This window comes from Pseudonocardia sp. P1 (assembly GCF_000178675.2).
Lineage (GTDB): Bacteria > Actinomycetota > Actinomycetes > Mycobacteriales > Pseudonocardiaceae > Pseudonocardia.
Window position 1 is genome coordinate 296,758 of the sequence record NZ_ADUJ02000001.1, and the last position, 25,000, is coordinate 321,757.

At 75.2% G+C, this 25,000-nt stretch carries 22 protein-coding genes; 13 read left to right on the forward strand and 9 right to left on the reverse strand.

Going from position 1 to position 25,000, the window contains the following annotated elements:
- The first annotated feature begins 7 nt into the window (after positions 1 to 7).
- Complete coding sequence (locus PP1_RS00905; protein ID WP_010240286.1) at positions 8 to 928, forward strand: type IV toxin-antitoxin system AbiEi family antitoxin domain-containing protein; 921 nt, start codon at positions 8 to 10, stop codon at positions 926 to 928.
- 52 nt (positions 929 to 980) lie between these two features.
- Positions 981 to 2,432 carry a S10 family peptidase gene (locus tag PP1_RS00910; RefSeq protein ID WP_075314283.1) on the forward strand — a complete coding sequence of 484 codons (1,452 nt, stop codon included), beginning with the start codon at positions 981 to 983 and terminating at the stop codon, positions 2,430 to 2,432.
- Positions 2,433 to 2,500: 68 nt separating this feature from the next.
- On the opposite strand, the gene PP1_RS00915 is transcribed toward PP1_RS00910, so the two are convergent.
- The gene (locus tag PP1_RS00915) at positions 2,501 to 3,517 is read right to left on the reverse strand and encodes a LacI family DNA-binding transcriptional regulator (RefSeq protein WP_249265994.1); all 1,017 of its coding nucleotides are present in this window, start codon (positions 3,515 to 3,517) and stop codon (positions 2,501 to 2,503) included.
- Between the two features lie 111 nt (positions 3,518 to 3,628).
- On the opposite strand from PP1_RS00915, the gene PP1_RS00920 reads away from it, so the two are divergent.
- The 5 genes from PP1_RS00920 (at position 3,629) to PP1_RS00940 (ending at position 8,331) form a co-directional block, all read left to right on the forward strand.
- Entirely contained in the window at positions 3,629 to 4,552 is a 924-nt protein-coding gene (locus PP1_RS00920; RefSeq protein WP_010240279.1) for a sugar phosphate isomerase/epimerase family protein, read from the forward strand.
- Positions 4,549 to 5,547, forward strand: coding sequence for a Gfo/Idh/MocA family protein (locus PP1_RS00925; protein WP_010240276.1), 999 nt, complete (start codon positions 4,549 to 4,551; stop codon positions 5,545 to 5,547). The genes PP1_RS00920 and PP1_RS00925 overlap by 4 nt, the downstream gene beginning before the upstream one ends.
- Positions 5,544 to 6,536 carry a sugar phosphate isomerase/epimerase family protein gene (locus tag PP1_RS00930; protein WP_010240274.1) on the forward strand — a complete coding sequence of 331 codons (993 nt, stop codon included), beginning with the start codon at positions 5,544 to 5,546 and terminating at the stop codon, positions 6,534 to 6,536. Before PP1_RS00925 ends, PP1_RS00930 begins: the two co-directional genes overlap by 4 nt.
- A 15-nt stretch (positions 6,537 to 6,551) precedes the next feature.
- Positions 6,552 to 7,442 (forward strand): sugar phosphate isomerase/epimerase family protein, encoded by an 891-nt coding sequence (locus PP1_RS00935; protein WP_010240272.1) that lies wholly within the window; start codon positions 6,552 to 6,554, stop codon positions 7,440 to 7,442.
- Between the two features lie 85 nt (positions 7,443 to 7,527).
- Positions 7,528 to 8,331 (forward strand): hypothetical protein, encoded by an 804-nt coding sequence (locus PP1_RS00940; protein WP_010240270.1) that lies wholly within the window; start codon positions 7,528 to 7,530, stop codon positions 8,329 to 8,331.
- Here PP1_RS00940 and PP1_RS00945 read toward each other — a convergent pair whose 3' ends face one another.
- From PP1_RS00945 to PP1_RS00965, 5 genes are all read right to left on the reverse strand, one after another.
- Positions 8,332 to 9,087 (reverse strand): DUF5995 family protein, encoded by a 756-nt coding sequence (locus tag PP1_RS00945; RefSeq protein WP_010240268.1) that lies wholly within the window; start codon positions 9,085 to 9,087, stop codon positions 8,332 to 8,334.
- Between the two features lie 62 nt (positions 9,088 to 9,149).
- On the reverse strand, positions 9,150 to 10,130 hold the full coding sequence (locus PP1_RS00950) for a heme-dependent oxidative N-demethylase subunit alpha family protein (RefSeq protein WP_010240267.1): 981 nt from the start codon (positions 10,128 to 10,130) through the stop codon (positions 9,150 to 9,152).
- Positions 10,127 to 11,053, reverse strand: a complete 927-nt coding sequence (locus tag PP1_RS00955) for a PDR/VanB family oxidoreductase (protein ID WP_010240266.1) — start codon at positions 11,051 to 11,053, stop codon at positions 10,127 to 10,129. Before PP1_RS00955 ends, PP1_RS00950 begins: the two co-directional genes overlap by 4 nt.
- The gene (locus tag PP1_RS00960; RefSeq protein WP_010240265.1) at positions 11,050 to 11,616 is read right to left on the reverse strand and encodes a dimethylamine monooxygenase subunit DmmA family protein; all 567 of its coding nucleotides are present in this window, start codon (positions 11,614 to 11,616) and stop codon (positions 11,050 to 11,052) included. The genes PP1_RS00955 and PP1_RS00960 overlap by 4 nt, the downstream gene beginning before the upstream one ends.
- 46 nt (positions 11,617 to 11,662) lie before the next feature.
- Positions 11,663 to 14,485: an FAD-binding and (Fe-S)-binding domain-containing protein gene (locus PP1_RS00965; protein ID WP_249265993.1), complete on the reverse strand. Its 2,823-nt coding sequence runs from the start codon at positions 14,483 to 14,485 to the stop codon at positions 11,663 to 11,665.
- Positions 14,486 to 14,501: 16 nt separating this feature from the next.
- Here PP1_RS00965 and PP1_RS00970 point away from each other — a divergent pair, with 16 nt between their 5' ends.
- Together PP1_RS00970 and PP1_RS00975 are read left to right on the forward strand one after the other, a co-directional pair.
- Entirely contained in the window at positions 14,502 to 15,212 is a 711-nt protein-coding gene (locus PP1_RS00970) for a GntR family transcriptional regulator (RefSeq protein WP_010240264.1), read from the forward strand.
- 236 nt (positions 15,213 to 15,448) lie between these two features.
- The gene (locus PP1_RS00975; protein WP_075314275.1) at positions 15,449 to 16,147 is read left to right on the forward strand and encodes a hypothetical protein; all 699 of its coding nucleotides are present in this window, start codon (positions 15,449 to 15,451) and stop codon (positions 16,145 to 16,147) included.
- 7 nt (positions 16,148 to 16,154) lie between these two features.
- Here the strand turns inward: PP1_RS00975 and PP1_RS00980 are convergent, their stop codons facing one another.
- Positions 16,155 to 16,289: a hypothetical protein gene (locus PP1_RS00980; RefSeq protein ID WP_010240261.1), complete on the reverse strand. Its 135-nt coding sequence runs from the start codon at positions 16,287 to 16,289 to the stop codon at positions 16,155 to 16,157.
- Positions 16,290 to 16,535: 246 nt separating this feature from the next.
- Here PP1_RS00980 and PP1_RS00985 point away from each other — a divergent pair, with 246 nt between their 5' ends.
- Positions 16,536 to 17,921: an AI-2E family transporter gene (locus tag PP1_RS00985; RefSeq protein WP_075314273.1), complete on the forward strand. Its 1,386-nt coding sequence runs from the start codon at positions 16,536 to 16,538 to the stop codon at positions 17,919 to 17,921.
- 30 nt (positions 17,922 to 17,951) lie between these two features.
- Here PP1_RS00985 and PP1_RS00990 read toward each other — a convergent pair whose 3' ends face one another.
- Entirely contained in the window at positions 17,952 to 20,456 is a 2,505-nt protein-coding gene (locus PP1_RS00990) for an HAD-IC family P-type ATPase (protein WP_075314271.1), read from the reverse strand.
- A gap of 283 nt (positions 20,457 to 20,739) precedes the next feature.
- On the opposite strand from PP1_RS00990, the gene PP1_RS00995 reads away from it, so the two are divergent.
- From PP1_RS00995 to PP1_RS01005, 3 genes are read left to right on the forward strand one after another with little or no spacing between them, the layout of a single operon-like run.
- Complete coding sequence (locus tag PP1_RS00995; RefSeq protein ID WP_337819687.1) at positions 20,740 to 22,446, forward strand: ABC-F family ATP-binding cassette domain-containing protein; 1,707 nt, start codon at positions 20,740 to 20,742, stop codon at positions 22,444 to 22,446.
- Positions 22,447 to 22,476: 30 nt separating this feature from the next.
- Positions 22,477 to 22,845 carry a YciI family protein gene (locus PP1_RS01000; RefSeq protein WP_010229691.1) on the forward strand — a complete coding sequence of 123 codons (369 nt, stop codon included), beginning with the start codon at positions 22,477 to 22,479 and terminating at the stop codon, positions 22,843 to 22,845.
- A 5-nt stretch (positions 22,846 to 22,850) separates the two neighbouring features.
- The gene (locus tag PP1_RS01005; protein ID WP_010229693.1) at positions 22,851 to 24,140 is read left to right on the forward strand and encodes an RNA polymerase sigma factor; all 1,290 of its coding nucleotides are present in this window, start codon (positions 22,851 to 22,853) and stop codon (positions 24,138 to 24,140) included.
- A gap of 129 nt (positions 24,141 to 24,269) precedes the next feature.
- On the opposite strand, the gene PP1_RS01010 is transcribed toward PP1_RS01005, so the two are convergent.
- Positions 24,270 to 24,917, reverse strand: a complete 648-nt coding sequence (locus PP1_RS01010; RefSeq protein WP_010229695.1) for a TetR/AcrR family transcriptional regulator — start codon at positions 24,915 to 24,917, stop codon at positions 24,270 to 24,272.
- Between the last annotated feature and the right edge of the window lie 83 nt (positions 24,918 to 25,000).

The window sequence follows — 25,000 nt, forward strand, 5'->3', positions numbered from 1 at the left end:
TCGGGGCATGGAGCTCGACCGGCTGCTGCGGCACCAGGACGGCGTCGTGTCCGTCGCGCAGGCGGTCGCGAGCGGGGTCTCGGCCCGCACCCTGCGGCGGTGGGTCGCGACGGGGCGGTTCTCGTCACCGCTGCCGGGCGTGCTCCTCGGGGGAGGGCATCCGTTCGGTGCCGCGGCCCGCTGCCGCGCCGCCGTGTTCTGGGCGGGACCGACGGCGCTGCTCGCGGGCCCGGCCGCCGCCTGGTGGCACCGGATGCTCGACACGTCGCCGTCGACGGTCGGGGTCACCGTCCCCCGGTCCGTGGCCCGCACACCCCGCCCGGGGGTCCGTCTCCGGCGCCGGGACATCGCCCCCGCCGACCGGACGGAGGCCCGCGGGCTCGCCCTCACCACCCGGCCCCTGACCGCGCTCGAGACGGCGATCGCGGTCCGCGACGGTGCGGCGTTCCTGGACCGGGCGCTGCAACGGTGGGTCACGTTCGAGGACCTGCACGCCGCCTGGTGCCGGATGAGCGGCGCGACCGGCGCCACCGCGGCACGGAGTCTCCTGGTCGTGGCCGGGGACCGGGCGGCATCGCACGCCGAACGACGCCTCGTCCGGCTGCTGCGCGACGCCGGCGTGACCGGCTGGGTCCTCGGGTACGCGTTCGGCCCGTACGAGCTCGACCTGGCCTTCCCGGAGCAGCGCGTCGCGATCGAGCTCGACGGCTGGGCGTGGCACAGCGACGTCGAACGCTTCCGCCGGGACCGGATCAAGGGCAACGACCTGGTGACCGCCGGCTGGACGCTGCTCCGCGTGAGCTGGCACGACCTGGACACGGCCCCCGCCCGGGTCGTGGCCCAGCTCCGGCACGCCCTGAGCCGGCCCGTGATCACGGATCGGGAAGCCACGCGGCCATATGTGACCGGGCGGCTTCCGGATCGGTGATCAGCGGTCGTCGTTTGACCATGCCGTTACGGCACGGCGTTTCATCGGGGGTATGGAGCAACCTGGACCGACCCCGCCCGCCCACGAGCCGCCGGCGGGGGTGTCGACGACCGGCGTCTGGAACGGTCTCGGCTACCGCGCCGACGCGCAGTGGATCGTGCTGCGTCAGGAGGAGAAGCCCGCGGCGGAGATCTTCACGGTCTCCTACGTCGCGGAGGACCGGGGCGAGCGGCCGGTGACGTTCGTGTTCGGCGGCGGGCCCGGCGGTGCGTCGGCCTACCTGCACCTGGGCGTCGTCGGGCCGCGGCGCATCGCCTTCCCCGGGGACGGGACCATGCCCTCCCCGCCCGCGCGCCTGGTCGACAACCCGGAGTCGTGGCTGGCGTTCACCGACCTCGTCGTCGTCGACGCGGTGGACACCGGCTTCAGCCGCAGCGCACCGGGCGCCGAGCCCACCTCGTACTACGGCACCGAGCGTGATCTCGACGCGCTGGTCGAGGTCATCACCCGGTGGCTGGGGGACAACGGCCGGTGGCACTCGCCCGTGCTGGTCGCGGGGGAGAGCTACGGCGGTTACCGCGCGGCCCGGCTGATCCGCCGGCTGCAGGAGAGCGCCGGGATCGGCGTGTCCGGGTCGATCCTGATCTCCCCCGCGCTGGAGTTCGCGGGTCTGTCCACCATCGGGCTGGAGCTCGGTGACTACGACGTGCTGCCGTGGGTCGACACGCTGCCCACGATGGCGCTGGCCGCCGCCCACCACGGACGCTCCCGCGCGTTCGGGCCGGACACCCCGCCGTCCGAGATCCGCCGCGCCGCCGAGGAGTTCGCCACCGGCGAGTTCGCGACGTTCCTCGTCCGCGGTGCCGCGACGGACCCTGCGGACCGGCAGCGGGTGTTCGAGCGCCACGCCGCCCTGACCGGACTCGACGTCGAGGACGTCGCCCGGGCCGAGGGACGGATCCGCATCACCCGGTTCACCCGCGACCTGCTCCGCGCGGACCGGCTGGCCCTCGGGATCTACGACGCCACGGTCACCACCACGGACCCGTACCCCGACCGCGAGCTGTACATGGGCGCCGACCCGACCCTGACCGGCATCGCCGCGGCGTTCGGCGCGGGGATCAACCAGTACCTGCGGGGCGAGCTCGGGGTGCGGACCGGGCGGACGTACACGCTGCTCGACCCCACGGTGGTCGCCCCCTGGCAGGACGACACCCGCGCCGTCTACAACCACCCGCCGAAGGGCGCGACCGACGACCTCCGCTACGGGCTCGCCCTCAACCCGGGCGTCCGCGCGATCATCACGCACGGCCACCACGACCTCGTGACCCCGTACCACGCCGGTGACCGGTTGCGGAACCAGATGCGGTTGACCCCGGGGGTGGCTTCCCGGCTGACCGCGCAGCACTTCGACGGCGGGCACATGTTCTACCTGTGGGACGACAGCCGCCGCGCCTTCACCGCCGCGATCACCGACTTCGTGACCACCGCGACCGCCCGCTGAGAGACCCGGTGATCACGGATCGGGAAGGGACCCGGCCACATCCGGCCGTCCTGCTTCCGGATCCGTGATCACCGGCGGGAGCTGGGCGGGGGTGCGGTCGTTCCCCGGACCACCAGGTCCGGGGGGAGGAGGCGGTCCTCGGGGGTGGCGGTGGTGTCGTCCAGGCGGGTCGCGACGGCCCGGACGGCGCCGCGGGCGAGTGCGCCGGCGTCCTGGCGGACGGTGGTCAGGTCGACGTGCGCGAGCCGGGCGAGCCGGTCGTCGTTGTAGCCGACCACCGACAGGGTCCCCGGGACGTCCACTCCGGAGCGGCGCAGGGTGTCGAGCAGGCCGAGCGCGCAGCGGTCGTTCGCGGCGACCACCGCGGTCGGCGGGTCCGGTGCGTCGAGCAGGGCGCGTGCCGCGGCGATCCCGGCCTGCTCGTCGTACCCGCCGTCGAGGACGCGGGCCGACGCGCCGAGCCCGTGCGCGGCCATGGCGTCCCGGTAGCCGTCCCGGCGGACCCCGGCGTTCGGGCCGTCGCCGCCGTCGACGTGGGCGACCGCGCGGTGCCCGAGCCCGACGAGGTGGTCGACGGCCTGGCGCAGGCCGACGTCGTCGGCGGTGCGGAGGCTGTCCATCGCCTCGCCGGCGGGCGCTGCGCGGCCGACGAGCGCGACCGTCGTCCGCCCGGCGAGTGCGGTCAGCGCGGTGTCGCCGAGCGTGGGTCCGAGCAGGACGAGCGCCTCGCACCGGTGGGCGAGGAGCCCCTCGACGGCGTCGGCCTCCGGGTGGGTCGGGGTGCGCGCGGAGAGCAGGACGTCGTAGCCGAGCCGGGCCGCCTCGTCGTAGATCGACTCGAGCATGTCGGCCTCGTAGGGCTCGCCGACGGTCGTCACGACGCCGACGGTGCGGCTGCGCCCGCGGGCCAGCAGCCGGGCGGCCCCGTCCGGCCGGTACCCGAGCTCCTCGGCCGCGGCGAGCACCCGGGCCCGGGTCCGCTCCGAGGCGCCGGGCCGGTCCCGGAACACGATCGACACCAGGGCGCGGGAGACCCCGGCGCGTGCGGCGACGTCGAGCATCGTCGGACGCCTCGGTGCGGCCACGGGCACCTCCTGGGCCGATCTTTGTCTTGACATAGTTCCGGACGGCCTGGATAGTTCCCGGCCAGGCGCTACTAGCGCGCTCTAGTTCAGCGTAGACGAGGAGGCGGCAGCGTGGTCAGCACAGGGCGCATCAGGGTCGGGTCGGCACCCGACTCGTGGGGGGTCTGGTTCGCATCCGACCCCGACCAGACCCCGGCGGACCGGTTCCTCGCCGAGGTCTCGGCGGCCGGCTACGACTGGATCGAGCTCGGTCCGTACGGCTACCTGCCGACCGACCCGGACGAGCTCACCGACCAGCTCGGGAAGCACGGTCTGAAGGTGTCCGCCGGCACCGTCTTCGAGCACCTGCACCGACCGGGCTCCTGGGAGGACGTCTGGAAGCAGGTCACCGACGTCGCCGCCCTGACCCGGGCCACCGGCGGCGGCCACATCATCGTCATCCCGGAGCCGTGGCGCGACCACCGGACCGGCGACGCCCTGGAGAGCCCCGAGCTCGCCCCCGAGCAGTGGCGCAGCCTCACGGACGGCATGAACGAGCTGGGCAGGCGCATCCTCGACGAGTACGGGCTGCACGTGCAGTTCCACAGCCACGCCGACTCGCACGTCGGGTACCAGCGCGACATCGAGCGCTTCCTCGCCGACACCGACCCGGCGGACGTGAACCTGTGCCTCGACACCGGGCACGTCTCGTACTACCGCGGCGACAACCTCGACCTGGTCCGCCGCTACCCCGACCGGATCGGCTACCTGCACCTCAAGCAGGTCGATCCGGCCGTGCTGGACGAGGTCGAGGCCGAGGACCTGACCTTCCCCGAGGCCGTGCGACGCGGCGTGATGACGGAGCCGCCGCGCGGCGTGCCCGAGATGGGCCCGCTGCTCGACGCCGTCGCGGGCCTCGGGCGGGACGTCCACGCCATCGTCGAGCAGGACATGTACCCCTGCGCGCCGGACGCCCCGCTGCCGATCGCCCGCCGCACCCACACCTACCTGTCCGGCTGCGGCACCGCGGCCGTCGAGATCGGGAGCCCACGATGAGCGAGGAGCTGCGCGTCGCCGTCGTCGGCGTCGGGAAGATGGGCGCGTTCCACGTCGACTCGCTGTCCCGGCGGGTCCGCGGCGCCCGGGTCACGGTCGTCAGCGACGCCGACGCCGACCGGGCCGCCGAGGTCGCCGCCGTCGCCGGGGCCCGGATCGAGCCCGATCCCGTCACGGCGATCGGGGCGTCCGACGTGGACGCCGTCGTGCTCGCCAGCCCCGGGGCCGCGCACGAGAAGCAGGTGCTCGCCTGCCTCGACGCGGGGAAGCCGGTGCTCTGTGAGAAGCCGCTGACGATGGACGAGCCGAGCGCGCACGCCGTCGTGCGGGCGGAGGCCGCGACCGGACGACGGCTGATCCAGGTCGGCTTCATGCGCCGGTTCGACGCCGAGTACGCCCGCCTGCGCGAGATGGTCACCGGCGGCGAGCTGGGCGACCCGCTGATGCTGCACTGCGTGCACCGCAACCCGGCGGTCCCCGAGCACTTCACCTCGGTGTTCGCGATGGCCGACTCGGTCGTCCACGAGGTCGACTGCACCCGGTTCCTGCTCGGCGAGGAGATCACCGCCGTGACCGTGCTGAAGCCGGCCGCCACGTCGTCGTCGCCAGCGGGGAACGCCGACCCGATGCTCGTGCTCTTCGAGACCGAGTCCGGACGCCTGGTCGACGTCGAGTCGTTCGTCCGGACCGGCGTCGCCTACGAGGTCCGCACCGAGCTGGTCGCCGAGCACGGCATGGCGACGATCGGCCTCGACCAGAACCTGCTGCTGCGGCGCGCCGGCCGCTGGGGCGGGGAGATCGCACCGGACTTCGTCGTCCGGTTCGGGCAGGCCTACGACTCCCAGATGCAGGCGTTCGTCGACGCCGCCGCGCAGGGCACCGTCACCGGGCCCGGCGCCTGGGACGGCTACGCCGCCGTCGCGGTCTGCGCGGCCGGGGTCGAGGCCGTGACCAGCGGGAAACGGGTCGAGGTCCGTCTGGGGGAGAAGCCGTGAAACTGGGTGCCTACACCGCCTGTCTGCACGACCGCCCGCTCGCCGAGGCGCTCGACGAGCTCGCCGCGAACGGCCTGACCTCGGTGGAGGTCAACACCGGGGGTTTCCTGCCCGCGCCGCACTGCCCGGTCGACCTGCTGCTGTCCTCGGAGACCGCCCGGCGCGACTACCTCACGGTGTTCGCGGAGCGGGGGATGGAGCTGACCGGGCTGAACTGCAACGGGAACCCGCTCAGCCCGCTGCCCGGCGTCGGGCCAAAGCACGCCGAGGACCTGCGCCGCACGGTCCGGCTGGCCGGTCTGCTCGGGGTGCGCCACGTCGTCACGATGTCCGGCACGCCGGGCTCGGACCCGGACGCCCGCTACCCGTCCTGGGTGGTGAACCCGTGGGACGGCGTCTACCTCGACGTCCTCGACCACCAGTGGTCGGTCGCCTGCGAGTTCTGGACGGGGATCGACGAGCTCGCCCGGACCTCCGGCGTGCGGGTCGCGATCGAGATGCACCCGCACAACCTGGTGTTCTCCCCGGTCACGCTGCGCCGCCTGGTCGATGGGATCGGCGCGACGAACCTGGGTGCGGAGATGGACCCGTCGCACCTGATGTGGCAGGGGATGGACGTCGAGGCCTGCATCCGCTGGCTGGGGCCGCTGGTCTTCCACGCCGCGGCGAAGGACGCCCGGATCGAGCCCGGCGCCGCGATCCGGGGCGTGCTCGACACGTCCTTCACCCGGGTGCCCGCCGACGACCCCGACCGGGTCCCGACCGGGATCGGGCACTGGTGCTCGGCCTGGCCCGACGACCCGGCGTGGTCGTTCGTCGCCGTCGGCGAGGGGCACGACGTCGCGTACTGGACCGGGTTCCTGCGCGCGCTCGCCGAGGTCGACCCGGACATCGCCGTGAACATCGAGCACGAGGACGCCGCGTACTCGCGCACCGAGGGACTCGCGCTCGCCGCGAAGACCCTGCACGCCGCCGCGGCCGCGCTGTAGAAGGGGAGGACCACCGTGAAGCTCGCGCTCGACCCCCAGATGTTCTACGCGACGCACCCGGTCCAGGAGCTGCCCGACGTCGTCGCGCGGATGGGCTACTGCTGGATGGAACTCTCCCCGAAGGACGACTTCATCCCGTTCTTCCGCCACCCCCGCGCCGACGACGCCGCCGTCGCCTCGCTGCGCAAACGGGCCGCCGACGCCGGTGTCGGCATCGCCTCGGTGCTGCCGGTGCTGCGCTGGTCCGGCCCCGGCGAGGACGAGCGGCAGGCCGCCGTCCGCGCCTGGAAGCGGGCGATCCGGATGACCGTCGACCTCGGGGTGGACGTCATGAACTCCGAGTTCAACGGCCGCCCGGAGGCGCCGGAGCACGCCGAGAGCCAGTTCCTCCGCTCGCTCGACGAGCTGGCACCGGTGTTCGAGCGGGAGGGTGTCCGGCTGGTGCTCGAACCGCACCCCGACGACTTCGTCGAGGACGGCCACGCCGCGCTGAACCTCGTCCGCGGGCTCAACGCCGACTGGATCGACTTCCTGTACTGCACCCCGCACACCTTCCACCAGGGCGACGACGCCGCCGGGATCATCACCGCGGCCGCGGGGAAGCTGGCCTCCGTGCACCTGGCGGACACCCTGGACCACACGGCGTCGAACGGGTTGCGCTACATCGTCAACCCGCCCGGCTCGACGGTGCGGGTGCACCAGCACGCCGAGATCGGCCGCGGCGAGGTCGACTTCGACGAGGTGTTCGCCGCGCTCGCCGCGACCGGCTTCGACGGCGTGCTCTCCAGCTGTGTGTTCGGCTGGGAGGAGCACGCGGAGGAGATCAGCGTGCGCCAGCGGGAGACGATCCTCGCCCTGGTGGACAAGCACTTCGGCGCGGACCGGCGCCCGGCGACCCACGCCTGAGCCTTCGGCGCGGACCACCACCGGCGGGTGATCTCGGTAGCGCTACGCAGGCCGTGGCGGGCCGGCCGGGCCTACGGTTCCCCCCATGTCCACCGCACCGCAGACCACGCGACCCGGGACCGGTCCTGTCACGACGGCCCGCGGCGCCCGCCGCGGGATGATCGTGCTGGTCGTCGCCTCGCTGGTGGTGGCGTCGCTGCTCGGCATCGTCGCCCTGCTCACCGGCGAGTTCGGCGAGCTGCAGGGCCGGATCGTGGTCACCACGCTCGTCGTCGCCGCGTTCGGGACGACGGCGCTGTGCCACCTCGCCGTGGTCACCCGGGCGGTGCGGGCGGTCGGCTTCGGCGGGCTCGCGGCGAGTCTCGGGGCAGCGGTCTGCGCGCTGGTGCTGATCTGGCAGGACTGGTCGGGCCCGGGGCCGGGGGAGGGCTGGTGGAAGTCGCTCGCCCTGCTGACGATCGCCGCGGTGAGCCTGGCCCACGCGAACCTGCTCCTGCTGCTCGCCGGGCGCCCGCACCCGGCGATCCGGACCGGGCTCGCCGTCACCCTGGCCGCGATCGCCGTGGTCGCGGTGATGCTCGCGATCCCGGTGGTGACCGACGGCGAGATCCCCGGCTCGTCGGACGAGTGGTACTGGCGCTGGTTCGGCGTCGCCGGGATCGTCGACGCGCTCGGCACGATCGCGCTCCCGGTCCTCGGGCTCGTGCTGCGCCGCCCGGAGCCGGTCACGGCACCGGCGGCACCGGCGCCGGAGCCCGCGGGGGAGACGGTGCGACTCGTCCTGGACCTGCCGGCCGATCTCGCGCACCGTCTCGACGACCACGCCGGGGGCGGCTCCCGGGAGAACGCCGCGCTCGACGTCCTGCACCGCGGCCTGCCCACCGGCTGATCAGGGCAGGTCGGGGGCCCGCAGGATCATCCAGCCCAGCACGGTCGCCGCGCTGTCCAGCCGCGCCGTCTCCGCCGCCAGCGCCCGCCGGTAGGCCTCGTCGTCGCCGCGGTGCCGCCACACCCGCTCGGCCGCCTCCCACGCCTGCCCGCGGGTCGCGCGCACCAGCAGGTCGGACAGTGCGTTGCCGAGGCGGTCCAGCAGCCCGCCCTCGGTGGTGCCGGCGAGGAACGCGTCGAAGTCCTCCCGCAGGTCGTCCATCTCCTCGGCGAAGATGTCGTTGACCCGGTCGTAGTCCGCACGCCGGGCGGGGGTCGGGGGGAAGTCCTCCCAGGTGTCCAGCAGCGCGAGCGCGAGATCGTGGTTCACGTGGGCGTTGACGCCGCAGGCCGCGAAGTTGACGTGTCCCATCGAGGGGTCGCGGCGATGGTCGAACAGGACCTTCCAGCACGCGGGGACCGAGCCGTCCCGGCGCTCGTGGGCGTGGATCGCGGCGAAGTAGCGGCGGGCGAACGCGACGTCGAGCCGGGTCAGGAACTCGGGGTCGTCGAACGACCGGCCGGGGTGGGCGCCCTGCAGGGTGGCCAGCACGTTCTCGGTGATGGTCGTGTAGAGCCTGCTGAAGCAGGAGATGCCGTCGATCCGGGGTGCCCGGATGTCCTCGGCGGCGGCGTCGCGGATCGCGCGCAGCGCCTCGACGACCTCCTCGACCGTCTGCACGTCCACGCCGTGCACCGACAGGTTGCTGGCCGACATCCTCGTGGTTCCCCCTTCGCCCGGTTCCTCATCGGAGGTGATCGTGTGATCGTCGCGCTCCGTTACCGGCCGGGCACGCTGCGGCCGCGCAGCCAGGGCGCCGCGAGCGCGGCGAGCCGGTCGAGCTCCTTGTACCCGGCCACCTCGGGCGGCAGCGTCTCCAGCACCGACGCCAGCCGGTCCCGCCACGCCGGGACGAGTGCGACCCGTTCCAGCGGGAGCAGCCGGATCCCGATGAGGAACAGCAGCGAGCCGGTGAGGGGCAGCCGGACGAGGTGCTGCACCTCGGTCCGCAGGTGCAGGTCCCGGCCGGGGTCGAGACCGTCGAGCGCGTCGCGCGCGGGCAGCCACTCCGGGGAGGCGTCGAGGGAGAGGTCGAGCCGGTCGCCGGGCTGCAGGCCCCAGTTCAGCCGCCGGTACGCCTCGCCGGGGGCCAGCCGCAGCAGGAACCGCTCGGCGCGCTCGAACACCCCGCCGGGGCCGTTGCCGGGGACCGGGCCGTGCAGCTCGCGGAAGCTCATGCCGGCGTCGAACCCGATCGACCAGACCGACGCGGCCGCGACGGCGCCGGCGTCGAGCCAGAGCCGGTCGTCGCGGGCCCCGAGGACGACGACGTCCTCGGCGAGCAGGCGGGAGGCGAACCGCAGCGGGTGCTCCGGCAGCGTCGATTCGTCGCCGAACACGAACTCCTGGTCGACGCCGGTCCCGTCGTCGCGGAAGCGGTACCGGTCGCCGTCGCGGGTGAGGGAGCACTCGTCCGGCCGTTCCGCGGCGAGCAGCCCGGTGAGGTGGAGCAGCGCGTCCCAGGAGGCGGCGCGGGCGTGCGGGGCGGCGACGAAGCGGGCCGGTTCGCGGTCGAGGACCGCGGTGCGCCCGGCCGCGACCGCCGCCCGGTCGTCACCGGGGTGCAGCACCGTCGCGCCCCAGGACCCGGCCTCGGTGCGGCGCTCCGCACCGGCCGGTTCGACGTTGGCGCTGATCCGGTACGTGGGGTGCGGCAGCGGGAACGGGTAGGACGCGACGTCGGCCGGGTAGCTGCTCACAGGTCCAGCTCCAGGGAGTCGCCGCCGGCGCGGGACACGCACGGTGCCATCCGGTGGTCGCGGTCCGCCGGATCGAGGACGGAGTCGCGGTGGTCCACCGCGCCGGCGTGCACCGTGGTGGCGCACTCGCCGCACACCCCCTGCCGGCACATCCGCGGTACCGGGATCCCGGCGCGGTCGAGCGCGTCGAGCAGCGACTCCCGGGCACCGACGTCGACGGTGCGGCCGCTGCGCCGCAACACCGCCCGGAACGGGCGGCCCGGCTCCGGGGCGTGGACGAACGCCTCGGCATGGATTCGCGCGTCCGGCCAGTGCGCGGCCCGGGCGGCGTCCGCGGCGGCGGCGATCAGCCCGGGCGGCCCGCAGACGTGGAGGTGGCTGCCGAACGGTGCCGACCCGAGGAGCCTGCGGAGCGCGACGAGCGCCGCGGCGCGACCGGTCACCGCCTCCAGCCGGTCGCCGCAGACGGCGCGCAGCTCCTCGAGGTGCGGGGCGACGCCCGGCCGGTGCACGAACAGCACGGTGAACCGGTGCCCCCAGAACGCGTGCCAGCGGGCGTGCGAGAGCACCGGCGTCACCCCGATGCCGCCGGCGACGAGCAGGTGGTGCGTCGCGGTCTCGACCGGCCGGAACGTCGCGCGCGGCCGGCTCGCCCGGACCCGGTCCCCGACGGCGAGTGCGTGCATCCACCGGGACCCGCCGTGTCCGTCCGGGCGCAGCGCCACCGCGAGATGCAGCCGCTCGGGCGCGACCGACGGGCCGGTGAGCGAGTACGGGTTCCACCGGTCCGGCGCCCACCGCACCGCGACGTGGCTGCCCGGCGGGTACGACGGCAGCGGCCCGCCGCCGGCCGGCGCCAGCTCCAGGCTGCGCACTCCCGGGCACGGCGTCCCGAGCGCGGCGACGACGAGATCGAGCGTCACGCGCCGGGCCCCCCGACCCGGGTACCGGTGGGGACGCCGAGGAACGCGGCGTGCGTGCGGGAGTGGTGGTGGGCGACGACGAGCTCCGAGCGGCAGCCGGGGCAGCCGAGGGCGTCGCCGGGTGCGGTCTCCGAGACGAACCGGACGTGGCAGTGACCGCAGTGGACGGCCCGGCGCCGGACGCCCTCGACGGCGGCGTCCCCGGTACCGGTGACGTCGGTCGGCACGAGCAGCAGCTCCTCGTCCAGTGCGCCCCGGGCCAGGGCGGCGGACCGGACCTCCTGCACCTCCAGCTCGGGGCCGGTGACGAGGATCCGCCAGCCGGTCGTCACGCCGGCCAGCTCGATGCCGAGCCGGTCCCCGGTGGCGGCCCCGGGCGCGATCTCCACGAGCCGGTCCTGCGGCCGGACCTCCGGCGCGGCGGCACCGCCCACGGTGACCACCAGGTGCGGCGCCGGGCCGCGGGCCCGGGCGGCGTAGCGGGGCTGGGACGTCTGCTCCGACGGGACGTGCGGTGAGCGCGGGGCGGCACCGGTGCGCGACGGCGGGACGGGAGCGGGCATGACGGTCCTCGGTCGAGGTGGCGGCGGGACCGATCCTAGGCGCGGATCACCGGTCGAGCAGCTGGGCCAGGTGCAGCGCCGGCCGGTCGCGCAGATCGGCGATCTGCGTGCGGCAGGAGAAGCCGTCGGCGAGTACGACGGCGCCGGGGGCGGCGTCGAGTGCGGGGAGCAGGTTCTGTCCGGCGACGGCGACCGACACCTCGTAGTGGCCGCGTTCGACGCCGAAGTTGCCGGCGAGCCCGCAGCATCCGGCCAGGTTCCGGACCCGGGCACCCGTCGAGGCCAACAGGTCGGCGTCGGGTTTCCAGCCCAGCACGGCGTGGTGGTGGCAGTGGGGCTGGACGACGAGTTCGAGGTCCGACAGGTCCGGCGGGGTCCAGCCGGGGGTCTCGGCGAGCAGCTCGGACAGGGTCCGCACCGCCGAGGCGACGGGTGCGGCGTCCGGGTCGTCGGGCAGCAGCTCGCGGACGTCGGAGCGCAGCACCGCGGTGCACGAGGGCTCGATGCCCACGATGGGGATGCCGGCGCGGGCGTCGTCGGCGAGCGTGGCCACGGTCCGGCGCAGGATCTTCTTGGCCGGGTCGAGCTGCCCGGTGGTGATCCAGGTCAGGCCGCAGCACACGGTGGAGGACGGCAGCCGCGGCTCGTAGCCCGCCGATCGCAGGACGCGGACGGTGGCCTCGGCGACCTCGGGGGAGAAGGCGTCGGAGAACGAGTCGGCGAACAGCACCACCGGGGTCCGGTCGGATGCCGTGGGGCGGAAGAGCCTGCGGAAGGGGCGGCGGGCGAAGGCCGGGACCGAGCGGCGGCCGTCGACACCAGCGAGCCACAGCAGAACCGGGCCGAGGCCGGGCAGGCGTACCGCGGCGTTGGCCAGGCGCGGGGTCCGTCCGGCGATGCGGGCCCAGAACGGCAGCTTCCCGAGGGTGTAGTGCGAGCGTGGGCGCAGCCGCCGGCGGTAGGTCTGGTGGAGCGCCTCGGACTTGTAGGTGGCCATGTCGATGCCGGTCGGGCAGTCCGAGGCGCATCCCTTGCAGGACAGGCACAGATCCAGGGAGTCGTGCACGGCCGGGTCGGACCACGCGAGCTCTCCGCGCACGACCTCCTGCAGGACGCGTGCGCGTCCGCGGGTGGAGTCCTTCTCCTCGCGGGTGGCGAGGTAGGAGGGGCACATGACCCCGCCCGAGGCGGAGTTGTCGGCCCGGCACTTGCCGACCCCGGTGCAGCGGTGGACGGCTTGGGCGAGGTCGCCGTCGTCGTGGGGGTAGGCCATCGCCAGGTGTCGCCGGCCCAGCGGGAAGGTTCCGGCGACGCGGACGTCGGCGTCGACCGGGTCGGGGTCGACCAGGACGCCGGGGTTGAGCAGGTTGCCGGGGTCGAAGGCGTGCTTGACGGCGCCGAACAGGGCGATCGCGTCGGCTGAGTACATGTGGGGCAGCAGCTCGGAGCGGGCGCGGCCGTCGCCGTGCTCCCCGGACAGCGAGCCACCGAACTCGCCGACCAGTTGCGCGGCGTCGGTGAGGAAGTGGCGCAGGACGGTGCTGCCGTCGGGCCGGTCGAGGGGCACGTCGAGCCGGACGTGCATGCAGCCGTCCCCGAAGTGGCCGAACGGGGCCGAGGTCATGCCGTAGGAGTCGACCAGCTCGTCGAAGCGGGCCAGGTAGCGGCCGAGCTGCTCGGGCGGCACGGCGGCGTCCTCCCACCCGGGCCAGGCGGGCCGGTCGGACGGGGCGCGCCCGGCGAGGCCGGCGCCGTCCTCGCGGATGCGCCACAGCCGGGCCTGGACCGCGGGGTCCTCGACGACGGTGGAGTCGTCGCCGATCCCGTCGGCGGCGAGGCGGCGGGCCCGGTCGAGGACCTCGCCGGGCTCGTGGCCGGCGAGCTCGACGAACAGCCACGCCTTGCCCCGCGGCAGGGGCGGGACGGCGTCGGGGCCGCGGCGGGCGCGCAGGACGTCGAGCAGCCGTGAGTCGAGCCCCTCGCACGAGGTGGGGCCGTGGGCCACGACCGACGGTGCGGCGTGACCGGCGGCGACGATGTCGGAGAAGCCGAGCACCACCACGACCCGCACCGGTGCGTCCTCCACCAGCTTCACCGTCGCCCGGGTGATCACCCCGAGGGTGCCCTCGGACCCGACGAGGGCCCGGGTGAGGTCGAAGCGTTCGGGCAGCAGGTGCTGGGCGGCGTAGCCGGAGACCTGCCTGCCGAACCGGTCGAACTCCAGGCGGGCGGTCTGCAGGTGCCGCGAGACCGCGGCCCGGACGCCGGAGACGACGGTCTCCGAGCCGCGGGCGTACGGGACGCCGTCCTCGTAGCCGGTGACCAGACGGTCGCCGGCGGCGGTGAGCAGTTCCAGGCCGGCGACGTTGTCCGAGGTGCGCCCGTAGGCCAGCGAACGTGACCCGCACGCGTTGTTGCCGATCATCCCGCCGATCGTGCACCGGGGGTGGGTGGAGGGGTCCGGCCCGAACCGGACACCGAACGGGGCGGCGGCACGCTGCAGGACCGCGTGCACCGTGCCGGGCTCGACCACGGCGGTGCGCGAGTCGGGATCGACCGAGAGCACCCGCCCGAGGTGGCGGGAGAAGTCGATGACGATCCCGCGGCCCACGGCGTTGCCCGCCACCGAGGTCCCCGCTCCGCGGGAGGTGACGGGCACCCCGGTCTCGCGCGCCACGGCGAGGACCGCGGCGACCTCGTCGACGTCGCGGGGGCGCACGACCGCCAGCGGCGGGATCCGGTACAGCGAGGCGTCGGAGGCGTACATCCCCCGGGTGGCTGCGTCGGCCCGCACCTCCAGGCCGGCACCCCGCAGCGCCGCCTCGACCCCGTCCGTCCCTGCGCCCGCGAGTAACATGTTACTTCCCACGGCTAACATGTTACTCATGCCGAGGCTCGTGCTGTCCACCGATGCGCCCTCGCTGGCCGCCGGGGTGGCTCAGGCCGTCCGGGACGCGGTGGCCGCGGGCGAGCTCGTCGCCGGCGAGACGTACTCGGTCTACCAGCTCGCCGACGAGCTCGGTGTCTCCCGCAGCCCGGTGCGGGAGGCGTTGCTGCAGCTCGCCGAGGCCGGGCTGGTGCGGATCGCGCGCAACCGGGGTTTCCAGATCGTCGTGCCGACCGCGCACGACATCGAGGAGATCATCGAGATCCGGCTCGCCCTCGAGCCCGCGGCGGCCGGGCGCGCCGCGCGGGAGGGCTCGGACGCCGACCACGACACCGTACGCGCGGCGCTGGCGGACATGACGGATGCCGCGGCCCGGGACGACGAACAGGCGTTCTGGGCGGCCGACCGGACCCTGCACGACCGCCTGCTGCGCGCTGCGGGCAACGCGCGTGCGGCCGCGACCGTCGAGCGGCTGCGGGCCACCACCGCCCTGCTCGGTCCGCCGACGACCGCCGGTGGGCGCACCCTGGCCGAGATCCTCGCCGAACACGAGCCGGTCGTCGCCGCGGTGGTGCTCCGCGACGACACGTCGGCCGAGGTGGCCATGCGGGACCACCTGGAACGGACCGGTCGTCTCCTGGTCGAGCGCCTCGGTGCGCACTCCGTCCGCGACGTCGCCGCCGGCGGGCACGTCGAGCGGTCGGGCTGACCGGACCCGTCCTGGCCGATCACGGCCGGCTGGTCGTGCACCCGCGCCCGATGTGGCCTCGCCGTCGCGGCAGGCCGCGGGCGTGCGGATCCCGGGTGGGTCGCGGGCATCACCCGGGCGGGTGGTGGCCGTCGACACATCTGATGACGTCCGCCGTCTCCGGCTAACGGCTCCGTCCGTACCGCGATGTCGTGGCATCACCGTCGTCGTGGGTGTCGTGGAGAGGGGGTGCCGCCGTGGACCGGGTTCCTCCGTACGTCGCGCGGGACGCACCCGTCGCGCCGCCCGCGCCGGTGGTCCCGGCACCCCGCCGGCCGTCCGGCGGACCGCCGCGGACGACCGCGCGGCCGTGGTGGGACGTCCCGCCCGGCCCGCCGGTGGAACCGGCCGGCCCGCCGGACGCCGACGGCCGTCTTCCCGGCTTCCCCGCCGCGCTGTTGCCCCGCCCGCCGCGGCCGCCCCGCGTGGTCGGCGGCGGCCTGCTCGTCGGCATCGCGACGCTGATCGGGGTGTTCACGCTGGTCGTCGGCGCGGCCACCGCCGCGGGACCGGTCCCCGGCACCGCGGTGGCGGCCGCCGAGATCTCCGAGTGGCGCGACGGCGGCGGCCGGACCCGGGTGGACGCGATCACCCGCGACCTCGCGGCCGTCGTCCGCGCCGGTGAGCGCCGTGACGTGGCCGCGATGGGCGACGCCTGCCGGGACCTGCGTGACGACGTCGCGGCCGCGCGGGCCTACCGGCCCATCCCGGACGAGCGGGCCCAGGCGTCCTGGACGGCCGGTCTCGACGCCGGCGCCGACGGTGCGCGGCACTGCGTCGCCGGGACCGCGCTCGCCGATCCCGGCCTGCTCCGGCAGGCCGCCGACGATCTCGACGCGATGAGTGCCCACGTCGACGCGGTGGCGGCCCGGATCGCCGAGCCCACCGGGGGGTGAGCGGGGGTCACCGCAGTGACGGGGTCCTCGTGTCGTAGCCACGCCTCGTGCCGATCCGGCGCGGACGGCCGCGCAGCACCTCGCGGAAGGTCGCGGCCGAACCGGTGACGACGAGTGCGGCGAGCAGGATCTGGGTCAGCATCGTTCTTCCTCCGGTCGGTGACGGGTGGCTCCGGCGGTGCCCGGGCGTTGCGCCCGGAAAGGAGCCACGACCGAGGATCCGCCGGTCCCGGTGACCCGGACAGGGGCAGGAAGGACAGCGCCCGGCAACTTCCTGCCAATCCCGTCCACGGCACGCGTGGGCGACCCGACCCCGGCGCCTGCGGGCGCGGAGGTCCCGGCGGGGCTAGTGTGCGCGGCTGTCGGGTCCGGACGAACGGGGAGGATCATGAAGTCGCGGTCGCAGCCGGCGGTCCAGGAGGACGGCCGGGCCGCCCCACAGCGGGATCCGGCGGGTGGGTCGGTGCTGAGCCCCGTTCCCGTCGCGACGGTCGCGAGCCGTGGCACGGTGATCGGCAACGGGCTCACCTGGCTCGCCGCCTGGAGCCTGCGGGTCGCGCTCATCGCCGTCGGGCTCGTGATCGCCGGCTGGGTGATCGGCACGTTCTGGGTGGTCGTCTGGCCGGTCGTGCTGGCGATCCTGCTCACAACGGTGCTGCGCCCACCGGCCGGCTGGCTCATCCGGCACCGCGTGCCACCGGCGCTCGCGTCGATCGTGGTGCTGCTCGTCGGGATCGGCGCGGTCAGCGGGCTGTTCGTCGCCATCGCCCCGTCGGTGGCGGGGCAGACCCAGCAGATCACCACCGGGGTGATCCAGGCCGTCGGGCAGATCCAGCAGTGGGTCAGCGGCCCGCCGCTGAACCTGGGCGACGGCCAGATCGGTGACATCATCAACCAGGTCACCGCGCAGCTGCAGCAGAGCATCACCGCGATCGCGGGTGGCGTGCTGACCGGTGTCTCGACCGTCGCGTCCGGCCTGCTCGCACTCGTGCTCGCGCTGGTGCTGACGTTCTTCTTCGTGAAGGACGGGCCGCGGTTCCTGCCGTGGATCAGCGCCATCAGCGGGCGCACCGCGGGCCGGCACCTCACCGAGGTGCTGTCCCGGATGTGGTCGGTGCTCGGCGGCTTCATCCGGGTGCAGGCCCTGGTGAGCCTGATCGACGCCGTGTTCATCGGCATCGGCCTGGTCCTGCTCAGCGTGCCGCTGGCGCTGCCGCTGGCGATCCTGACCTTCCTCGGCGGCTTCATCCCGATCGTCGGTGCGTTCGTCGCAGGGGCGCTCGCCGTGCTCATCGCGCTGGTCACCCAGGGCTTCACGACCGCGGTGCTGGTGCTCGTCCTGATCCTGGTGGTCCAGCAGGTGGAGGGGAACGTCCTGCAGCCGTTCCTGCAGGGGCAGAGCCTGAAGCTGCACGGTGCCGTCGTGCTGCTCGCCGTCACCGCGGGCAGTTCGCTCGCGGGGATCGCCGGTGCGTTCCTCGCGGTCCCGGTCGCGGCCGTCGTCGCGGTGCTGCTGCGCTACCTGGGCGAGCAGATCGACATCCGGGACCAGCGGTTCTCGGAGGAGCACCCGGACGAGATCGAGGACGGCGCCGGGGACACGACCGCCGAGGTGCCGGCACCGGCGGAGTCCGGGGCGGACGACACCACCGGACGGAACGGCGCGACCACCGTGGCGGCCACCACGGCCGGGACCGCCGACCCCGGCGACGCCGCCGGGACCGGCGGGACGGCGCCGGCCCCGCCCGACTCCGCCCGGCAGGACGGCCGCTGACCGCCCGTCGGCGGACGCGGCGGCCCGGGTTCAGCGGCGCCCGGGCAACCGGTCGATCCCGAGGATCCGGTCCAGCGCCCGGTACCGGAACGCGAGCCACAGCAGCACGAACCAGGTCAGCAGCGACGGGACGACCACGCTGAACACCGGCCGTGCCGCGCCGGTCAGGCCGAAGTACGTCGACAGCACCGGGGTGAACACGACCCCGGCGAACGCGGCCGTGAGCGCGAGGACCAGCCAGGCGGGGCGCCGGTCGGCCACCGGCGCCGTCCACGCGGCGAAGATCCGGTGCGGCGGGCGCAGGAACAGGATCAGCACGAACGACGCCAGGCTGACGAACGTGGACAGCCCGGTCTGGGCGCCGATCGTCGCGGCGGCCTCGGCGAAGTCGGCGTCCCGCCCGTAGGTCAGACCGGTGTAGGACTGGAACGCCTGCACGACCTGGTCCGGGGTCCGGCCACTGGTGAGGCCCTGCAGGATCGCCTGGTGGAGTGTGGTGTAGACGATCGCGCCGATGCTCGCCGTCACCACCGACGCCGGGACGACGAACCGGGCCAGGTTCCCGAGCAGGTCCGGGTCGGGCTCGTCCTCGCGGGCCCACATCGTCAGGAAGAACGTCGGCACACCCACCGTCAGCAGGGTGAGCCCGACCTGGGTGGGGGAGTACGGGAAGCCCAGCCCGAGCATCGCCACGATCGCGATGACCAGGCCCTGGGTCGCGACCCGGGCGAGGAACACGTACATCGAGACGGCGATGCCGTCGATGATCCGGCGGCCCTCGGCCCGCGCCGGGAGCAGCGCCGAGAACGAGTCGTCCACCAGCACGATGTCGGCGACGTCGCGGGTGACGGGCGACCCGCTGCGCATCGCGACGCCGACGTGGGCGCCCTTGAGCGCGCGGGCGTCGTTGACCCCGTCGCCCAGCATCGCCACGTACCCGCCGCCGCGGCGCAGGGCGGCGACGATGCGCTCCTTCTGCTCCGGCGCGACCCGGCCGAACACGGTCGTGCGGGCGACGAGCCGGTCGAGCTCGGCGTCGTCGAGCGCGTCGAGCGAGGGCCCGGTGACCGGGTCCCCGGCGTCGAGCCCCGCCTGGACGGCGAGCGCGGCGACGGTCCGCGGGTCGTCCCCGGACAGCACCTTGATCGCGACGCCGCTCCCGGCGAACCGGGCGATGCTCTCGACCACCTCGGGCCGCAGCTCGTCGGCCAGCGCGACCAGCGCCACCGGCTCCAGCCGGGGGAGCGCGGGGCGCCCGTCGCGGCGCAGCCCGGCCGCCGGGTCCGCGGCCCGGGCCAGGAGCAGCACTCGCAGCCCGAGCGCCGTGCGCCCGTCCACGGCACCGTCCGGCAGCGCGGTGGTGAGGTGCGGGGCGAGTGCGTCGGGCGCGCCGAGCACCCAGGCGCCGTCGTCGGTGACCTGGCCGGACCACCGCTGCGCGGAGGTGAAGGGGACCTCGTCGCGCAGCTCCCACGGCTCGCCGGGCAGTGCCGCGGCCAGCGCGGCCGAGGTGAGGTTCGGGTCGGACACGGCGGCGGCGTAGCGGGCGAGCACCGGATCGGGGTCGGTCCCCGCCAGGGGCTCGGTCTCCTTCAGCCGCAGCCTGCCGGTGGTGAGGGTGCCGGTCTTGTCGGTGCACACGACGTCGACGTGGGTGACCGACTCGACCGCGTTGACCTGCTGGACCAGCGCGCCCTTCCGCGCGATGCGGGCGGCCCCGCGGGTGTAGGCGACGGCGATGAGGAAGAACAGCCCGTAGGGCACCAGCCCGGACAGCACCGCGGTGATCTGGACGACGCGCAGCAGGGAGAAGCCCTCCAGGAACGCCTGCGCCAGGATCGCACCGCTCATCAGCACGACCAGCGCCATCGTCAGGCGCACGACGAAGTCGATGCGGCGCTGCAGCGGCGTCGCGTCCGTCGTCGCCCGGCGGGCGTCGAGGGTCAGCCGGCCCGCGTAGCTGCCGGCGCCGACGGCCTCGGCGCGCTGCCGGGCCTCCCCGGCCACGCAGTGGCTGCCCGACCGGAGGACGTCGCCGGTCTCCTTGACGACCGGGTCGGACTCGCCGGTCAGCAGCGACTCGTCGGCCTCGGCCCGGCCGGTGAGCACCGGCCCGTCGACGACGATCTGGTCACCGGCCCGCACGAGGAGCACGTCCCCCGCCACGACGTCGGTGGCCGCGACCCGCTGCTCGGCGCCGTCCCGGACGACGGTGACACCGGCCTCGTCGAGCAGCTGGAGGTTGTCGAGCTTGCGCTTGGCCCGGATCTCCTGGACGGCGCCGATGACGGCGTTGATCAGGCCGAGCCCGACGCTGACCAGGGCGTCGTTGTAGCGGCCGAGCACCAGCAGGATGGCGCCGATCGCGAACAGGATCGAGTTGTAGAACGAGAAGACGTTGGTGCGCAGGATCGTCGCGTAGGTGCGCGAACCGCCCGAGACCGGCGCGTTCACCAGTCCGGCCCGTCGCTGTGCCGCCACCTGGCCGGCGGTCAGGCCGTGCTCGGGCGGTGCCTCGAGGATGCCGGCGGTCATGGTCCTCCCCAGCCGATGTGCCGTGCCGGGGGCCGATCATGGCAGGTGAGGCTGTGGCCCACCTGTGCGCGCACGCGGACCTCGGCGGAAACCGGATGAACCGCCCGGATCGTGCGGTTAGGCTGCTCCCATGAGACGAGGCATCTGGGCCCAGAGGCTGCGCACCGCCCGCTGACGGCGGCGCCCTCTCCCCGTTCGATCCGCGCCCGCCGTCCCGGTCCCGCCGGGCGGCCGTCCCGTGCTGCCCGGCCCACTGCGAGCCGCGGAGCGATCGTTGCACCCCATCTCCGAACCCATCCTGTCCGCCCCCGCCGTCGAGGCGGGCGGCAGCGCCCACGTCCGGGCCGAGAACGTGTCCGTGACCCGCGGGTCCCGCCGCGTGCTCGACGACGTCTCCGTCACCGTCGCGGCCCGGTCCCGGATCGCCGTCGTCGGCGAGAACGGACGCGGGAAGACGACCCTGCTGCACGTCCTCGCCGGGATCGTCCGGCCCGACGAGGGCACCGTCCGCCGGGCCGGCACGGTCGGCCTCGCCCGTCAGGAGCTCCCGGCGGGAGCGGGCGAGACCGTCGGCACCCTCACCGGCCGGGCGCTGGCCGCGAGCCTCGGCGCGCTCGGCGCGCTCGACGAGGCGGCCCGTGCGATGGCCGCGGGCGACCCGGCCGCCGGCGACCGCTACGCCGCGGCGCTCGAGGCCACGACCCGGCTCGACGCGTGGGACGCCGAGCGTCGCGTCGACATCGCGCTCGACGCGCTGGGTGCCTGCACCGACCGGGACCGTGAGCTGACGACGCTGTCGGTGGGGCAGCGCTACCGGGTCCGGCTGGCCTGCCTGCTCGGCGCCCGGCACGACGTGCTCCTGCTCGACGAGCCGACCAACCACCTCGACGGCGACGGCCTGGACTTCCTGACCCGGACACTGCGCGCGCACCCCGGTGGGCTCGCCGTCGTCAGCCACGACCGGGCCCTGCTGCGCGACGTCGCCGACCGCTTCCTCGATCTCGACCCCACCCGGGACGGGCGGGCCCACCTGCACTCCGGCGGCTACGACGCGTGGCAGGACGGCCGCCGCCGGGAACGGGAACGCTGGGAGCAGGACGTCGCCGAGCAGCAGGCCGAGCACCGGCGGCTCCGGGAACAGGTGTCGCAGGCCCGTGACCGGCTCAGCACCGGATGGCGCCCCGACAAGGGCACCGGGAGACACCAGCGCCAGTCCCGGGCCCCGGGCGTGGTGCAGGCCCTGCACCGCAGGCAGGAGGAACTGGAGGCGCACCGGCTCGACGTGCCGGTCCCTCCGCCGGCGCTGCACTGGCCCGACCTCGGCGTCCGGCCGGGGGCGCCGCAGCTCCGGGCGCACGGCGTCGCCGTCGACGGGCGGCTCGGCGGCCCGGTCGACCTGACCCTCGACGGCGGCGACCGGCTCCTCGTCACGGGCCCGAACGGGGCCGGGAAGTCGACCCTGCTGGCGGTGCTGGCCGGTGCGCTGACGCCGTCGTCGGGGGAGGTGCGGACGGCGCCGGGTGCCCGCGTCGTCCGGGTCAGCCAGGAGACCGCCGCACAGGACCCGGACCGCACCGCCTGGGAGGCGCACCGCGCGCATGCCGGGCGGCTGGTGTCCCGCGGCGTGCTCGCCGAGTCCGACGTCGTCCCGCTCGGGTCGCTCGGCCTGCTCGACGCCGAGGCGGCGAGTACCCCCGTCGGCCGGCTGTCGGAGGGTGGGCGCCGCCGGCTCGACCTCGCGCTCGCACTGGCCGGACGGCCCGGGACGATCCTGCTGGACGAGCCGACCAACCACCTGTCGGCGGCCCTCGTGGACGATCTGACCGCGGCGCTCCGGCGGACGGGCGCCGCCGTCGTCGTCGCGACGCACGACCGGCAGCTGCTGCGCGACCTCGCCGGCTGGCCGCGGCTGGAACTGCGCGCGGGAACCGGGAGAATCGGGCGGAGCACCGGTGTCCGATCCGGCCCGGCCCGTTCGTCAGCAGGGTGACCGCACCGAGAACGAGGGAAGGATCCACCGATGGCCCGCTACGTGTTCCTGATGTACGACGCCGAGGACTGGTACGACACCGCCGACGAGCAGGGCGTCGCCGACGAGGTCCGGCTGCACGAGGAGTTCATGGCGGCCGTGCGCGAGGCCGGCGCGGAGGTCGTCGGCGGGGAGGCGCTCGAGCGCTCCGCCACCGCGAGCACCGTGCGGCGTGCCTCCGGCGGCGACCCCCTGGTGACGGACGGCCCGTTCGCCGACACCAAGGAGGCACTGGGCGGCTTCTACGTGATCGAGGCGCCGGACCTCGACGTGGCGCTCCGGCTGGCCGCGGTGTGCCCGGCCGGGAACGTCGAGGTCCGCCCGGTCATGGACCTGCCCGACGACGGCGGCACCGGCTGACCACGGTGCCGGACGCCGCGACGGCCGTCCGGCGGGCGTACCGGGAGTCGTGGCGGGTGGTCGTCGCCGCCACGGCCCGGTCCGTCCGGGACCTCGACCTGGCCGAGGACTGCGCGCAGGAGGCGTTCGAGCGGGCGCTGCGCAGCTGGCCGGACGGGGTCCCGGACAACCCGGCGGGCTGGCTCACCACGACCGCCCGCCGGATCGCGCTGGACCGGCTGCGCCGGGAGACGTCGATGCGGCGGAAGCTCCCGCTGCTCGTCGAGCCCCCGCCCGGCGGCGGCAGCGACGACGACGGCAGCGACGACGACGGCGCACCCACCGATCCGCTGCGCCTGGTGTTCACCTGCTGCCACCCGGCGCTCGCCCGCGAGTCGCAGGTCGCGCTGACCCTGCGCCTGGTGTGCGGGCTCGACGTCCCCTCGATCGCCGCGGTGATGCTGAGCGGGGAGGCGGGCGTCGCACGGCGGATCACCCGGGCCAAGCACAAGATCGCCGCCGCCCGGATCCCGTTCCGCGTCCCGCCCGACGACGAGCTGCCCGCCCGTCTCGACACCGTGCTGACCGTGGTGCACCTCGCCTACACCGCCGGGCACGCCGGAGCCGGTGAGCGTCTCGCCGACACCGACCTGACCGGACGGGCGACCGGGCTGGCACGGATGCTCGTCCGCCTGCTGCCCGGCGAGCCCGGCCCGCGCGCGCTGCTCGGTCTGGTCCTGCTCACCGAGGCACGCGGCGGCTCCCGCACCGACGACGGCGGGGACCTCGTCCTGCTCCCCGACCAGGACCGGGCGGGCTGGGACCGGCGCCTGACCGCCGAGGGGCTCGCGCACACCACCGCGGCGCTGCGGACGGGCCCGCCGCACGGCCGGTTCGCGTTGCAGGCCGCGGTCGCCGGTCTGCACGCGGTGGCCCCGACCTGGGCGGACACCGACTGGGCCCAGCTGGCACGGACCTACGACGCGTTGCTGGCGGTCTGGCCGTCCCCGGTCGTCGCCCTCAACCGGGCCGTCGTCCGCGGGCGCCTGCCCGATGCCGATCCGGCGGCGGTCCTGCGCGAGATCGACGGGCTCGCGCCGGGGCTGGCGGGCTACCCGTACCTCCCGGCGGCGCGGGCCGACCTGCTGGCCCGGCTGGGGCGGAGCGGCGAGGCCGCCGCGGCCTACGGGACGGCGCTGGAACTGACGACGAACCCGACGGAGCGGCGGTTCCTGGAGCGGCGCCGTTCCGCGCTCGTCGCCGCGAGCGACCCGGAAGTCCCGGAGGTCCCGGAGGTCCCCGGAACGACGGGGTGACCGGCGTCAGCCGTCGCGGCGGGCCGGGACGACGGTGTGTGGTGTCCGCTCACCGGCCCGCGCCGCACGGACGGTCCGGCTCCGCACCGTGAACCCGGCGCCGGCCAGCCGGTCCGCCGGCTCGTCCGGTCACGGTGCGGGCTCGACGGCGTCGAGTGTCCGGCGCAGGCCGCTGTCGAACAGCGGCTCCACGCCACCGGGCCCGCGGACCGCCGCCCCGCCGAGCAGCCGCGCGAGCACCGGCAGCCCGTCGGACCGGCCGGAACGTTCCAGGTCGTGGGCGGTGGGGAGCCGGTCCCCGGCGAGCGCGGCCGCACCGCGGACGTAGCCGTGCACCAGGTGCAGCACCTCCACCGCCTCGGGCAGCGGGCGGCCGCGGTCGACGGCGTGCGCGAGCAGCGCCTCCGCCCACCCGCACTCGGCCGGTCCGGCGGTGCGGTCGCCCGCCATCAGCGGCACCGCCCACGGGTGCTCGGCCAGCACGTCGCGCAGCGCCGTCGCCCACCGCTCGCAGCCCGCCCGCAGGGACCGTCCGGCCAGCTCGGGCGGCGCGCCGAGTGCCTCGTCCAGCACCAGATCGACCAGGGCCTCCTTGCCGGGGACGTGCCGGTACAGCGACATCGGCGCGGTCCCCAGCTCGCGGGCGAGGCGGGGCATCGAGAGGGCGGCCAGCCCGTCGGCGTCGGCGACCGCCAGCGCCGTGGACACGATCGTCGGCCGGTCCAGCGACGGCCGGGCGGGGGCGGGCGGCGCGGCCCAGCGCAGGTCGGCGGTCACGAGATGATCATGACACGCAGCGCGTCGAGGGGCCTACGCATGTGGCGTCCGCCTTACGCACGACCGGTCGTCCCGTCGCGCAA

Coding starts and splice junctions, on each gene's coding strand:
- PP1_RS00905 (WP_010240286.1), top strand. CDS start 8: ATGGAGCTCGACCGGCTGCTGCGGCACCAGGACGGCGTCGTGTCCGTC.
- PP1_RS00910 (WP_075314283.1), top strand. CDS start 981: ATGGAGCAACCTGGACCGACCCCGCCCGCCCACGAGCCGCCGGCGGGG.
- PP1_RS00925 (WP_010240276.1), top strand. CDS start 4,549: ATGAGCGAGGAGCTGCGCGTCGCCGTCGTCGGCGTCGGGAAGATGGGC.
- PP1_RS00940 (WP_010240270.1), top strand. CDS start 7,528: ATGTCCACCGCACCGCAGACCACGCGACCCGGGACCGGTCCTGTCACG.
- PP1_RS00945 (WP_010240268.1), bottom strand. CDS start 9,087: ATGTCGGCCAGCAACCTGTCGGTGCACGGCGTGGACGTGCAGACGGTC.
- PP1_RS00960 (WP_010240265.1), bottom strand. CDS start 11,616: ATGCCCGCTCCCGTCCCGCCGTCGCGCACCGGTGCCGCCCCGCGCTCA.
- PP1_RS00970 (WP_010240264.1), top strand. CDS start 14,502: ATGCCGAGGCTCGTGCTGTCCACCGATGCGCCCTCGCTGGCCGCCGGG.
- PP1_RS00980 (WP_010240261.1), bottom strand. CDS start 16,289: ATGCTGACCCAGATCCTGCTCGCCGCACTCGTCGTCACCGGTTCGGCC.
- PP1_RS00985 (WP_075314273.1), top strand. CDS start 16,536: ATGAAGTCGCGGTCGCAGCCGGCGGTCCAGGAGGACGGCCGGGCCGCC.
- PP1_RS00990 (WP_075314271.1), bottom strand. CDS start 20,456: ATGACCGCCGGCATCCTCGAGGCACCGCCCGAGCACGGCCTGACCGCC.
- PP1_RS01000 (WP_010229691.1), top strand. CDS start 22,477: ATGGCCCGCTACGTGTTCCTGATGTACGACGCCGAGGACTGGTACGAC.